Origin of the sequence: Rathayibacter sp. AY2B9 (assembly GCF_002931595.1) — a bacterium.
Lineage (GTDB): Bacteria > Actinomycetota > Actinomycetes > Actinomycetales > Microbacteriaceae > Rathayibacter.
The window spans coordinates 1-12970 of sequence record NZ_PSUB01000006.1; the positions used below are offsets into that span (position 1 = coordinate 1).

A 12970-nucleotide genomic window follows, 5' to 3' on the forward strand; every position below is an offset into this window, starting at 1 on the left:
GCGGGACGGGGGCCCCGGACCCGGGGCGCCACGGCCCCGGGCCCGAGGCCCCCGTCCCGCGGTCCGATGTCCCCCGACCCGGTCCCGCGGGAGTCTCCGGGCGTCAGCCCTTCACCGCTCCGCTCATGATGCCCGCGATGAGCTGGCGTCCGGCGAGCAGGAACAGCACCAGCAGCGGAATCACCGAGAGCACAGCGCCGGCCAGCACGATCGAGTAGTCGACGTAGTAGCCCGACTGCAGCTGCGCGAGCGCCGTCTGCAGGGTCGGGTTCGTCGGGCTGAGGACGATCAGCGGCCAGAGGAAGTCGGTCCAGGCCATCATGAACGTGAAGAGCCCGAGGATCGCCATCGCCGGTCGCGCCGCCGGGACGGCGACGGTGAGGAACGTCCGGAACTGGTTCGCTCCGTCCACGCGCGCCGCCTCGATCAGCTCGTCCGGGATCACGTCGACCAGGTACTGCCGCATGAAGAACACGCCGAACGCGGTGACCAGCGTCGGCACGATCACGGCGCCGAGCGAGCCGGTCCAGCCGAGCTGTCGCATCAGGATGAACAGCGGGATGATGCCGAGCTGCGTCGGGATCGCCATGGTCGCGACCACTCCGATCATCAGGCCGTCGCGCCCGCGGAACCGCAGCTTCGCGAAGGCGTAGCCGGCGAGCGTCGAGAACGACACGACCGAGAGCGTGATGATCCCCGAGACGATGACGCTGTTCAGCAGCGCCGTCCAGAACGGGATCGCCGTCAGCACCTGCGAGGCGTTGGCGAGGAAGTTGCCGCCCGGGACGAGCGGCAGGGTCTCGCTGCGGGTCGCGTTCGAGCCGCTCGCCACGACGAACGACCACCACAGCGGATAGGTCGAGCCGAGGATGAAGGCGCTCAGCAGCCCGTACGTGAGGAAGCCGGGCCGGTCGACGCGGCCGGCGCGGGAGGCGCGGACGCGGCGCACCGGGAAGGCGGCGGAGGTGGCGGGGGCGGTCATCGCTCGCTCTCGTTCTGGCCGAGGCCGGTGGTGGTGAGCAGGGGGTCCGCGGCGGCGATCTCGTCGGCGGTCGCGGGGCGGGCGGAGCGCCGCTTCGAGCGCTGCGAGATCCGGTTCTCGACGGAGGCGATCCGCCGCGAGATCGCGAAGTTCAGCAGGCCGATCAGCACGATCAGGAGGAACAGCAGCCACGCGATCGCGGCCGCCTCGCCGAAGTTCTGGCGGAAGAACGCCATCTCCCAGAGGTAGAGGACGGTGGTCTGGAACTGCCGGTCCGAGCCGCCGATGCCGCCCGCGTTCGACACGTCGAACAGGCGCGGCTCCGCGAAGATCTGCAGGCCGCCGATGGTGGCGGTGATGATCACGAAGATCAGGGTCGGCCGGATGCTGGGGATCGTGATCGAGCGGAAGCGGCGGAACGCGTTCGCCCCGTCGATCGCGGCCGACTCGTGCAGCTCGCGCGGCACGGCCTGCATGGCGGCGAGGAGGATGAGGGCGTTGTAGCCGGTCCAGCGCCAGTTGACCATCGTCGCGATCGCGACGTGGCTGGCGAGGCGGTCGTTGGTCCACTCGATCGGGCTGATGCCCACCAGGCCGATCAGATTGTTGATCAGGCCCTCCTGGTCGCTGAAGACGCTCGAGAAGATCAGCGCGACCGCGACCGGCGAGACGATGTACGGCAGCAGGACGCTCATCCGCCAGAAGGTGCTGGCTCGCAGCGCCTGGTCGAGGGCGGCTGCGAGCAGCAGCGCGACGGCGAGCTGCGGGATCGTGGAGAGCAGGAAGATGCTCAGCGTGTTGACGATCGAGTTCCAGAAGAAGCGGTCGCCGAGCACGGCCGCGAAGTTCGCGAACCCGACGAAGTCGCCCTGGCCCTGGAGCAGCTGCCAGTCGTAGAGCGACACGACGAGCGTGTAGACCAGCGGGAACGCTCCGGTGAGCGCGAAGAGCAGGAAGAACGGCGAGATGTAGAGGTAGGGCGAGGCCTTCACGTCGAAGCGGCTCGCGCGCTGGCGGAAGGTCAGCGGGAGTCGGGGCGCCGGGCGCCGCTTCCCCGCGGGGGGCGTCGCCGTGGTCGGCGGGGTGAGTGTGCTCGTCATGGCGCTCTCTTCGAGGTCGAGTCGGAGTCGGAGGGGATGCGGCGGGGCCGGCCGGGAGGGTCTCGGGCGGCGGGCCGGAGAGGCCTCGGGCCGGCGGGCGGCAGCGTTTCTCCCGTGCGGCGGGGCGGCCCGGGATGCGGACGGCCCGGCCGCACGGGGACCGGGAGGTCCGGTGGCGGCCGGACCTCCCGTGTCGGGTGGGCGTCGTCCCGGAGGCGTCAGCCCCCGGGCGTCGGCCCGACCGGATCAGTCGACGAGCTCGTCGAGGAGCTGGAGCGCCTCGTTCCAGCCCTCCTTGCCGTCGATCTCGCCGCGGTCGACCTTCTGCAGGACCGGTCCGAAGACGTTCTCCTGGATCAGCGAGTCGTCCGGGCCCTTGTACTGGGCGACGACGCCCTCGGCGCGCTGCGCGAGGATCGCGCCGGTCGGGGAGTCGTTCATGCCGGGGTCGGGAGCGGCCGCGGAGGCGAGCTCCTTCTGCGCGTCGAGGGTGCTCGGGAACGGTCCGGCCGCCTCGAACGCCTTCAGCTGCTGCTCCGGCTCGCTGAGCCACGACGCCAGCGCGGCGGCCTCGGCGGGGTGCTTCGACTGGGTCGGGACGGAGAGGAACGAGCCGCCCCAGTTGGCGGGGCCGCCGGGGAAGACGTCGGCGAAGTCCCAGCCGGTGGCCTCGGCGTTCCCGCCGCCGGCCTCGACGTTGCTCTTCAGCGTGCCGAACATCCAGCCCGGGCAGACGAAGGTGGCGAAGGTCTGGTCGGTGAACGACTTGCCCTTGTTCCAGTCCCACGCCTTCTGCGCGGCCGAGAGGCCGGAGGCGGTGGCGTCGGTCAGCTGGCCCCAGCGCTCCTCGAGCTCCGGGTTGCCCTCGACGTTCAGCTCGCCGTCGGAGGTGTAGTACCCCTCGGGCAGCTGGTTCACCATGGCGTTCCAGACGAATCCGGAGTGGTCGAACCAGGCCTTGCCGGTGGCGTCGTGGTACTTCTGACCGGCGGCGAAGTAGTCGTCCCAGGTCGCGTCCGGTCCGCCGAGCATCTCGGCGACGGCGGCGCGGTCGGTGGGCATGCCGGCGGCCTCGAAGGCTGCGGTGTTGTAGCAGAGGCCCTCGGGTCCGATGTCGGTGCCGTAGCCGATGACGCGTCCCTCGGGGTCGGTCGCCTGCTCGTACTTCCAGTCGACCCAGTCGGCCTTGCGGTCCTCGATGCCGTGGTCGCGCAGGTCGACGAACTGGTCCGAGACCTCCATGACGGAGCCGAGCCAGCCCTCCTCGATGGCGACGACGTCGGCGAGTCCGGACCCGGCGGCGAGCTTCGTGAACGCGTCGGTCCGCGCGTTGCCGCCGGTGTCGATGTTGTTCGGGACGATGGTGATCCCCGGGTTGGCGTCCTCGTACTCGCCGTAGAGCTCGTCGAAGCCCATGGCGTTGAACGTGGTGACGGTCAGCTCGATCTCGCCGCCCTCGGAGGCGTCGGATCCCGACGAGCATCCGGTGACGATCAGGGCGAGGGCCGAGGCGCCGGCGATCGCCGCGGCGATCCTGGTGCGTCGTGAATAGGGCACGGTCACTCCTTCGTGATGGTGGTGGGGCACCCCTGCGAGCGCTCTCACGCGTGCTGTTCCGCGTATGTGAGAGCGCTCTCACGAGATGTGCGGCGAGCTTACGCACGCCCCCGCGGAGAGGTCAAGCGTTTTCGAGAGAGCGCTCTCATCAAATTGATGGTCCGCGCCCAGCCGCGCGCCTCCCCGCCGCCCTCGCCCCCGCGAGAACGCAGAAGTCGCGGTACTCGAACGCGAGTACCGCGACTTCCGTGGACTCACCGCCCTCTGCCGATCGAGTAGCGGCTACTCGACCAGCAGGGCCGACCTCAGCCCACCAGCACCGCGAAGCCCTGCGCGGGCAGCTGCACGGACACGGCTCCGGACGGCGCCGTCTCGCTCACGAGCGCGCCGTCCTGCGAGTAGACGCGCAGCGTGCCGGAGCCGCCCGAGACGCCGATCGCCGTGGTGCGCACCCCGTCGGTGGAGTTGCGGATCAGCTCGGTGCGGCCGCCCTCTCCTCCGACCACGAGGCGCGTCACCAGCGGGCGCACCAGCAGCGCGTCGAGGCGCGTCCGGCCGCTCAGCGGGCGGACCTCGACGCTCGACGAGCCGGCCGGCACGGTGCGGCGGAGCTTCTCCGGGAGCAGCGCGCCCGACGCCTCCGTGACCCCCTGCGACCCGACGGTCGAGCGGAGCAGGTCGAGCGGGCGCGTGCCCGATGTCCAGACGCTCAGCGGCGTGCGCTCCGTACCGCGCTGCGGCTGGTCGATGACGGCCTCCACCACGCGGTCCTGCGTGGACGGACCGATCGGGATCGACACCGCGCGGCGCGGGTCGGTCAGCGAGAGGTACGAGCCGCTCCAGCCGGCCTCCCCGGTCCAGGACGACTCGGGCGTCACGACGGTGCCGCTGCGCGCGCTCTCCGCCTCGACCAGCGTCAGCCCGTCGCGCGAGCGCTCGGTGGCGACGGAGCGGGCACGGTCGGCGACGTCCGGGTGCTCGTCGAGCGCCAGCATCGCCAGCAGGCCGTGGATGGTGCTCTCGGCGCCGCTGTTGCGGTTGACGGAGCCGTCGGCCTGGACGCCGTCGAAGACGACTCCGGTGGCCGGGTCGTAGACCGGGGCGAGGCTGCGGTTCAGGCCGAAGAACCAGGCGCCCTGCACGGCCGCGAGGTCGGTGAAGGCGCTGGAGCCGGTGGCGTCGGCCAGGGCGAGCGAGTTCTGCAGGCGGGAGTCGGCTCCGTAGGCGATCTGCACGCGGTCGGTCGGAGTGGGGTTCCAGCCGTTGTCGGGGCCGCCGGCGGTGAGCAGCTCCGGAGCGAAGCGGGCGCCGTCGACGATCGCGGGCTCGAGGAGGGAGGAGTCATCGAGCGCCGCGGACGACGCGGCGAGTCCGCCGGCCATCTGCGACGACCAGGAGTGCCAGAGCGTGCGCGACTTCATCCACGGGAGGATCGCGCCGTACGGCCAGGCGGTGGTGTCCGCTTCCGTCGTCGTGGTGCGGGCGTAGGCGGCGACGCCCTCGGCGAGCTCGGCCGTGCTCGTGCGGACCGCGGAGTCGTCGGGGGCGGCCTCGAGGTAGGCGGAGAGGCCGAGCAGCGCCTCCGAGGTGGCGTCGGCCCCGTCGACGATCAGCCAGGCGGGGACCTGCACGCCGTCGGCCTGCGCGTACTCCCCGTAGCGCGTGAGCACCTCGCGGTCGACCGCCGCGACGCCGAGGCGCAGCCGCTCCTGCAGGAAGGCGGCGAACTCCGGATCCGTGTCGCGGAACGCCGCGTAGCCCTCGCCGAGCGCCCAGAGCGTGCGGGCGAGCCAGTAGCTGTCCTCGGAGTCGCTCGGATCCGGCAGCTCGACCGGCTCGGCGCTCGCATTGAGCTCCCCGTCGGTCTGCATCCAGAGCACCACGTTCCCGGCGTCGTCGCCCTCGGTGGTCTGGAAGTAGGCGAGGGCGCGGAGCGTCTCGAAGGCCTTCTCGCGGCTCTCGGTCGATCCGGTCTGCTGCCAGTGGCGGAGGTAGACGACCGCGGCGCGCGAGATGTCGTCGGTGTTGAACGCGCCCTGCTCGTAGTCGCCGGTCGCCGGATCGAGGCGGCCGCCGCCCACGCGCTCGAAGGCGCCGCCGTCGCGGGCGTCGGCGTAGGTCCACGGCATCACCAGGGTCGGCTCCTCGTCGAGCCGGTAGGTGGTGTGGCCGGGCTCGGGCACCGGAGTGGCGGTGTCGAGGAGGAAGTCGAGGTGCGCCGTGTTCGTCAGCGGCTCGGCCGCCTGCGCGGGGGTCGCGCCGAGGGCGAGGCCCCCGACGGTGAGGGCGGCGGCGGCCAGGACGGCCGCCGATCTGGTGAGCGTGTTCGTCATCGAACTCTCCTTGGGTGGGGGATGTGGGGGGCGCATCTCGATAGGCCCGCGATACGGGCTGCTCGATCAGCGGGAGGCGCCGGCGGACTCGATCAGCGGCGTCAGCCGTCCGTGCGGACGAGGCGGGCCGCGCCGATCTTCGAGTCGGCCATGCCGTAGAAGACGTAGTGCTGCCCGTCGATCTCCTCGATCGCCGTCGGGAAGACGACGTTCGGGACGATCCCGCTGCGCTCCTCCTCCGTCTCGGCCTCGAGCAGCGGCTCGGCGGTGCGCGCGATCACCCGCGACGGGTCGTCGCCGTCGAGGAGGATCGCTCCGGCCGAGTAGTTCACGTGCTGCTGCTGCGCGAAGGCGCTGTCGATCACTCCGGTCACCCCGTGGTGGATGAGCAGCCACCCCTCGGGCACGCGCAGCGGCGCGGGTCCGCCGCCGACCTTCAGCTCCTCGAACGGGAACTCCGGGCCCGCGAGGAACCGGTGCCGGGTCCAGCGCGTGAGGCTCGCCAGGTCGCGGTCGACCTCGTCCACCGGCACGTAGCTGATCCAGATGCTCTGCCGCGGGTCCTCGATCCCGGCCGGGAGGCGCACGCCCTCGCCCGGCCGCGTCTCGCCGAGGTCCCACATCGGCCGGTGCAGCACCGCGAACGAGCGGGTGCCGTCCGGGGCGGCGACGATCTCGGGGAAGAACACGCAGTCCTTGTTGTGGAACAGGCCCAGGTCGATGTCGAGCGCGTCGTCGTAGGCGAAGGTCACCGGGCCCAGGCGCCGCCAGTCGCGGAGGTCCTCGGACACGGCGAGCGCCGTCCGGGGCCCGAGCGGCCCGTAGGCGACGTACGTCATCACGTGCAGGCCGAGCGCCTCGATGAAGGTGATCCGCGGATCCTCGACGCCGGCGTTGTGCGCGCCGCGCTCGAAGCCGCGGTCGGGCGCGAGCACGACGCCCTCGCGCTCGACTCCGACGGGCACGCCGCCCTCGACGACCACGCGGGCCAGGCCCACGCGGGAGACGTTGCCGGCGGCGACCATCCGGGGCAGGAGGTACAGCTCGCCGTCGGGTCCGCGGCCGCTGCCGGGGTTGAGCACCCCCTCGGCTTCGAGGGCGTCGCCCGGGGCGGGCTCCATTACGACGCCGACGCGCTCGAGACGGTAGGGGACAGTGGTGAGGGTGGGAGACATGGTCAGCCTTTCACTCCGGATCCGAGATCGGTCGAGACGAAGTAGCGCTGGAACACGATGAACAGCACCACGACGGGCGCGGCGAGCACGACGGCTCCCGCGAGGATCGCCCCGAACGGGTTGTCGGTCGACGACGCCACGTTCGAGATGTAGTTGGCCAGGGACACGGCGAGCGGCTGCAGCGACGCGTCCTTGGTGATGAGGAACGGCCAGAGGAACTCGTTCCAGGGGCCGATGAAGGTCAGCAGCACGGCGGTCACCAGCGCGGGCCGCACCAGCGGGAGCGCGATGGTCCACAGCAGCTTCAGCTCGCCGGCGCCGTCGATCCGGGCCGCCTCGAACAGCTCCTTGGGGAGCTGCAGGAAGTACTGCCGGAAGATGATCACCGCCGTCGAGTTGATGGCGAACGGCAGGATCATCCCGAGGTGGCTGTCCGCGAGGCCGTAGTCGCGCGCGATCAGCACGTAGAGCGGGATCTGCAGCAGCTGGAACGGGATGACCTGCACCAGCAGGGCGAGCGCGAACACCGCGTTGCGCCCCCGCCACTGCAGCATCGCGAGCGCGTATCCGGCGAGGACGCCGAAGAACACCGTGCACAGCAGCACGCCGCCGGTGAAGATCCCGGAGTTGACCAGTCCGGTGAGCAGGCTGATCCGCTCGTTCACGTTGACGTAGTTGTCGAGCGTGAGGTTGCCCGGCTCCGGGATCGCTCCCGCCAACGTGGGGTCGGGATCCGTCTGCAGGGATCCGACGATCATGTAGTAGAAGGGGAAGAGGAAGACGATCGCGCCGATCGCGAGCACGACCCCGCGCAGGATCACGGCTCCGCGGCTGGAGCCGACGGGGCGCCTCCGCGGGGCTTTCTCCGGGGCGGCGGCGGGCACGGCCGAGGCGGCGCCTCCGGCACTGGACAGGGTGCTCATGAGTTCCTCTCCCCCGCGAAGCGGTTCTGCAGATAGGCGATGACCAGCACCAGCAGCACCAGGACCACGCCGATGGCCGAGGCCACGTCGGGCTGCCCCTGCTGGATCCCGAGCTGGTACATCAGCAGCACGGGCGAGGCGGACGCGCCGTTGGGGCCGCCTCCGCCGGTGAGGAGGTAGGGCTCGGTGAAGAGGTTCGCCCCGGTGACGGTCGACACCAGCAGCACCAGGAGGGTCGCGGGCCGCACGCTCGGCACGGTCACCGACCAGAACTGGCGGATGCGTCCGGCGCCGTCGGTCGAGGCCGACTCGTAGAGCTCCTTCGGCACGTTCTGCAGCGCCGCCAGGTACAGCAGGATGTAGAACCCGAGCTGCTTCCAGGTGACGTAAAGAGCGATGATCGGCATCGCGAGCTGCTCGTTGATCAGCCACGACGGGTTCGGCGCGAGCGGCCCGAGGAGGCTGTTGACCAGTCCGTTCCCGTTGAAGAGGAACAGCCACACGCCGACGACCGCGACGCTCGCCGTGACGTAGGGCACGTAGAAGCTGACGCGGAGGAACGTCCGCAGGTGCACGACCTTGTCGAGCGCCGCGGCGAGAAGCAGCGAGAGCACCACCGTCAGCGGCACGTTGATCACCAGGAAGATCCCGATGTTGCCGAAGGAGCGGATGACCTGCGGGCTCGAGAACGCCGTGACGAAGTTGTCGAGGCCGACGAACGGCCGCTCCACCTGCACGCCGGGAGCCGCGAAGAAGAAGTCGTGGAACGCGATCCAGACCGAGTAGACGACCGGGAACGCGAAGACCGCGAGCACGAAGAGGAGGTAGGGGCTGCCGAACAGCAGCCCGAGGGGCTGGGGCCCGAGGACGCGGTGCAGGAGGCTCCGCTTCCCCGGCGCCCCGGCCGGCGCGGGCCGGCGGGTGAGGGTGGTCACGGCCGGGTCACTGCTGGCCGGCGAGCCCGGTGACGGTCTCGGCCGCTCCGTCGAGCGCCGTCGTCACGTCGCCCTCGCCGAAGATGACCGTCTTGCCCCACGCGTCGCGGATCGCCTGCAGCATCTGCACCGTGTTCGGCCCCGACGGCACCTCGATGGTGCGGCTCGCCTGGTCGCCGAAGCGCTGGTAGGCGGGGTTCGCTTCGAAGTAGTCGGCGTAGGTGGTCTGCAGGTCGGTGCGCAGCGGCATCTGGCCGGTGGTCTCCAGCAGCGAGCGGTCCTGCTCCTCGCTGGTCGCGAACTTCAGCACCTCCCAGGCCGTGCCCTTGTTGGCGCAGGCGGAGTAGAGGCCGACGTTCTTCGCGTCGCTGAAGGTCCAGGTGTCCTCGGCGGGCGTGCCGTCGGGGGTGGGCACCGAGACGGAGCCCCAGTTCAGGTCGTCGTAGACCGAGACCGCCCACGGGCCGACGATCGACATCGCGGCCTGGCCGTCGGCGAACGCGTCGCCCTGGTACTGCTCACGGCCGGCGAGGCCCTGGTCGTAGAGGCTCTTCCAGAAGTCGGCGACCTCGTAGCCCTCGTCGTCGGCGAAGGTGGCCTTGCCGTCCTCGACGAGGCTCGTCCCTCCGGTGGCCGCGGCGTAGAGCGGTATGAAGTCGAACTGCGTCTGGAAGAACTCGCTGGTGGGAGCGGGCTGGATCGCGGCGGGCGCGGCTCCCGACTCGACGAGCGTCTTCGACGTGGCGAGGAAGTCGTCGTAGGTCGACAGCGACGGGTTCTCGGGGTCGAGTCCCGCCTTCGCGAAGAGGTCCTTGTTGTAGAAGATGACGACCGGGTTGCTCTTCCACGGCATCTGGAAGTACTCGCCGTCGGCGTTCTGGTACTGCTCGGCGAGGTCGCCGCTGCGGGTCTCGATGTAGTCGGCGCCGCCGTCGAAGCTCGAGAGGTCGACGAGCCCGCCCTGGCGCTCGAACTGGCCGACCGCGCTCGGGGCCGTGTTGAAGACGAGGCACGGCGCGTTGCCGGCCGTGATCGCGGCTCCGATGACCTCCTCGCTGCTCTTGCCTGCGGGGATCTCCTGCCCGGTGATCTCCTCGTCCGGGTGGTCGGCGTTCCACGCGTCGACCATCGCCTTGCCCCACTGCACCTCCTGCTCGTTGTTCGAGTACCAGATGGTGATCGGTCCGGTGGCGGTGAGGTCGGTCGACGCTCCGCCGCCGCCGCTGCAGGCGGTGAGGGCGAGGGTCGCGAGGGAGGCGGTGGCGATCCCGGTCAGCCAGCGTCTCGTCTTTGAGGTGCCCATGGTGTTCTCCTTGTCCGGCGTGCGCGACGGTGCGCACGCGTCTTCAGTGGGTCGACGGCCGCGGAGGAGCGGTCGAGTGGCGCACCACGAGCCCGGCGGGCTCGAGGTCGACGTCGGGGGCGCGGCCGGTCTCGATGAGGTCGAGCAGCGTGCGGGCGGCCTCCTCGCCCCAGCGCGCGGGGCGCGTGCGGGCCGAGGTCAGCGACGGGTAGACGTGGGCGGCGATCTCGGAGTCGTCGAAGCCCGTGATCGAGAGGTCGTCGGGGAGCCGGAGGCCGCGGGCGTGCGCGACGCCGAGGCCGGCGATGGCCATCGGGTCGTTGCCGAAGACGATCGCGGTGGGCGGGGTCGGGCTGTCGAGGAGGTGCTCCGTGGCCGCCGCGCCCTGCTGCGGGCTGAAGTCGGTGGCGATGGGGGTGGTGGGTTCGAGTCCCACCACCGTGCAGGCTTCTGTGAAGGCCTCGCGGCGGCGGGAGGAGTGGAGGAGGTGGTCCGGCCCCGCGACATGGGCGATGCGGCGGTGGCCGAGCTCCGCCAGGTGCCGGACGGCGTCGGCGATGCCGGCCGAGTCGTCCATCACGACGGCGGGCGAGAAGGAGCCCTCGAGTCGCCCGAGCGTGACGGCCGGGATCTGGAGCTCGGCGAGCAGCGCCGGTCGGGAGTCGTCCTGCCGGAGGTCGGTGAGGAACACGCCGTCGACGCGGCGGTCGGCCGCGAGCGTGCGGTAGACGGCCTCCTCGGAGGCGCCCGGGTCGACGACGCTGAGCACCAGCACCCGGCCGCGCTCGGCGAGCACCCGCTCGACCCCAGAGATGAAGGAGGGGAAGAACGGGTCGGCCGCGATGACCGCCGGGTCGCGCGCCACGACGAGGCCCACCGCGAACGAGACGCTGGTGGAGAGGGAGCGGGCGGTGAGGCTGGGCCGGTAGCCGAGCTCGGCGGCGACGCGGAGGATCCGCTCGCGGGAGTCGGGCGAGACGCCCGGCCGGTCGTTGAGCGCGAACGAGACGAGCGCCTTGCTCACGCCGGCCTCGCGCGCGACGTCGAGGATCGTCGGTCTGCCCGCCATGGGAGCTCCTTCGCTCGTCGCCGCGTCTGAACCGGTTTTGTAAACCGGTTCAGAGCACCGTAGCAGGGAGGCGGGCGGAGGAGAAGAGGGAGGTGGGTGAGGCGTTGCTCGTGCCACCTGGAGCCTGTTTCCCGCCTGTCCCCGGTGCTGGGACGTGCAGGCGTCGGCCGGTCGCTACGGTGTCGGACGCCTGTGCATGGGCGCCCGGGATGGCCGCCGAGCGAGTGGCTCCAGGCCGCTCACGGAACCGTCGAGCGACGGAGTCTGAGAGCCCTCCTCGTCCCGGCTCCGGCCCGCCTGCCGGGTGCTGGAGTGTCCCGGTGCCCGGTGACCCCGCAGGCACTCCCCCGACCCCGAGAGAGAGAACGATCATGGCCCGCCCCCACACCGCCAGCCGCACCACGAGCGAGCAGCGCACCGAGCACGCCGAGCAGTACTCGGCCGGAGCGCGCTACGCGTCGGAGGCGTTCGGCACCTTCCTCCTGGTCGCCGGCGGCGTCGGCACCGCGGTGTTCGCCTCCGCCTTCCCCGACTCCGGCAACGCGCTCGGAGTCGGCTTCCTCGGCGTCGCCCTCGCCTTCGGCCTCACCGTGATGGCCGGCATCTACGCCGTCGGTCACATCTCCGGCGGCCACTTCAACCCCGCCGTCAGCATCGGCCTCGCCATCGCGGGCCGCACCGAGTGGAAGCACATCCCCGGCTACATCGTCAGCCAGATCCTCGGCGGTCTCGTCGGAGCCGCAATGGTCTTCCTCGTCGCCGCCGACGGCCCCACCGGCTACCTCGCCGCCGCCCGCGACTCCGGCTTCGCCTCCAACGGCTACGGCGCCGCCTCCCCCGGCGGCTTCGGCCTCGGCGCAGTGATGCTCACCGAGATCGTCCTGACCGCCGTCTTCGTCGCCGTCATCCTCTCCGTCACCGCCAAGAGCGAGTACAAGGCCGTCGCGCCGCTCGCCATCGGCTTCACGCTGACCCTCGTGCACCTGATCAGCATCCCGGTGAGCAACACGTCAGTGAACCCGGCGCGGTCCATCGCTGCGGCGGTGTTTGCGGGGCCGGACGCGCTGGGGCAGGTGTGGGTGTTCCTGGTGGCGCCGATCGTGGGTGCGGCGATCGCAGGGGTGGGGACGAAGGTGCTGAACCGGCGGAAGTAAGGGGAGCGCGCGCGGTCGGCGTCGGCTCATGGCCCCGAAGCAGAACAGGCCTACGCTCGCACCCCCTCGGCGGAGCAAATATGATTTCGACTATTGGATGTCGGCGAGTGCGATTACTTCGAGGGAGATTGCAGCCAGCGTCAAGCGAGACCTGCGGGGTCCGAGCTAACGCTGAAGCCGGGCCGTTGACGCGGCGAACCTAATTCTTTGCTAAGTCTGACGCAATGATGGATTATTCTCCGCATTGTGATCCGCGGGCGCTCGGCATACTCTCGACTGCTTCGTCCTCCCTGTTCTACTGCCTGAGCCCCGGATACGCGTTCTCCACAGAGAGGCAACTTACCGCAATCACCAGTAGCGGCATAATTCGTAATTAACACCCCTATTAGATCGCCTTCAGCAACTGATCACCGGTACACACACCTTTTGCGCATGCTTC

At 70.8% G+C, this 12970-nt stretch carries 10 protein-coding genes; 1 reads left to right on the plus strand and 9 read right to left on the minus strand.

From position 1 onward, the window contains the following. Nucleotides 1–103: 103 nt before the first annotated feature. The 9 genes from C5C25_RS07335 to C5C25_RS07375 all read right to left on the minus strand — a co-directional run bounded on the left by C5C25_RS07335 (nucleotide 104) and on the right by C5C25_RS07375 (nucleotide 11377). Nucleotides 104–982: a carbohydrate ABC transporter permease gene (locus C5C25_RS07335; protein ID WP_104223961.1), complete on the minus strand. Its 879-nt coding sequence runs from the start codon at nucleotides 980–982 to the stop codon at nucleotides 104–106. After that, on the minus strand, nucleotides 979–2082 hold the full coding sequence (locus C5C25_RS07340) for a carbohydrate ABC transporter permease (RefSeq protein ID WP_104247219.1): 1104 nt from the start codon (nucleotides 2080–2082) through the stop codon (nucleotides 979–981). The genes C5C25_RS07335 and C5C25_RS07340 overlap by 4 nt, the downstream gene beginning before the upstream one ends. Before the next feature lie 246 nt (nucleotides 2083–2328). Then, nucleotides 2329–3639 carry an ABC transporter substrate-binding protein gene (locus tag C5C25_RS07345; RefSeq protein WP_104232944.1) on the minus strand — a complete coding sequence of 437 codons (1311 nt, stop codon included), beginning with the start codon at nucleotides 3637–3639 and terminating at the stop codon, nucleotides 2329–2331. A gap of 305 nt (nucleotides 3640–3944) precedes the next feature. After that, on the minus strand, nucleotides 3945–5972 hold the full coding sequence (locus C5C25_RS07350) for a hypothetical protein (RefSeq protein ID WP_104250208.1): 2028 nt from the start codon (nucleotides 5970–5972) through the stop codon (nucleotides 3945–3947). 101 nt (nucleotides 5973–6073) lie between these two features. Continuing rightward, a complete protein-coding gene (locus C5C25_RS07355; RefSeq protein ID WP_104247217.1) occupies nucleotides 6074–7147 on the minus strand; it encodes a glycosidase in 1074 nt (357 codons plus the stop codon). Nucleotides 7148–7149: 2 nt separating this feature from the next. Next, nucleotides 7150–8070 (minus strand): carbohydrate ABC transporter permease, encoded by a 921-nt coding sequence (locus tag C5C25_RS07360; protein WP_104250209.1) that lies wholly within the window; start codon nucleotides 8068–8070, stop codon nucleotides 7150–7152. Next, nucleotides 8067–9005, minus strand: coding sequence for a carbohydrate ABC transporter permease (locus C5C25_RS07365; RefSeq protein WP_104223956.1), 939 nt, complete (start codon nucleotides 9003–9005; stop codon nucleotides 8067–8069). The genes C5C25_RS07360 and C5C25_RS07365 overlap by 4 nt, the downstream gene beginning before the upstream one ends. A gap of 7 nt (nucleotides 9006–9012) precedes the next feature. Next, the gene (locus C5C25_RS07370) at nucleotides 9013–10308 is read right to left on the minus strand and encodes an extracellular solute-binding protein (RefSeq protein WP_104250210.1); all 1296 of its coding nucleotides are present in this window, start codon (nucleotides 10306–10308) and stop codon (nucleotides 9013–9015) included. Nucleotides 10309–10351: 43 nt separating this feature from the next. Beyond that, nucleotides 10352–11377: a LacI family DNA-binding transcriptional regulator gene (locus tag C5C25_RS07375; RefSeq protein ID WP_104250211.1), complete on the minus strand. Its 1026-nt coding sequence runs from the start codon at nucleotides 11375–11377 to the stop codon at nucleotides 10352–10354. Nucleotides 11378–11748: 371 nt separating this feature from the next. Here C5C25_RS07375 and aqpZ point away from each other — a divergent pair, with 371 nt between their 5' ends. Further along, nucleotides 11749–12531, plus strand: a complete 783-nt coding sequence (gene aqpZ, locus C5C25_RS07380) for an aquaporin Z (RefSeq protein WP_104250212.1) — start codon at nucleotides 11749–11751, stop codon at nucleotides 12529–12531. Nucleotides 12532–12970: the final 439 nt, after the last annotated feature.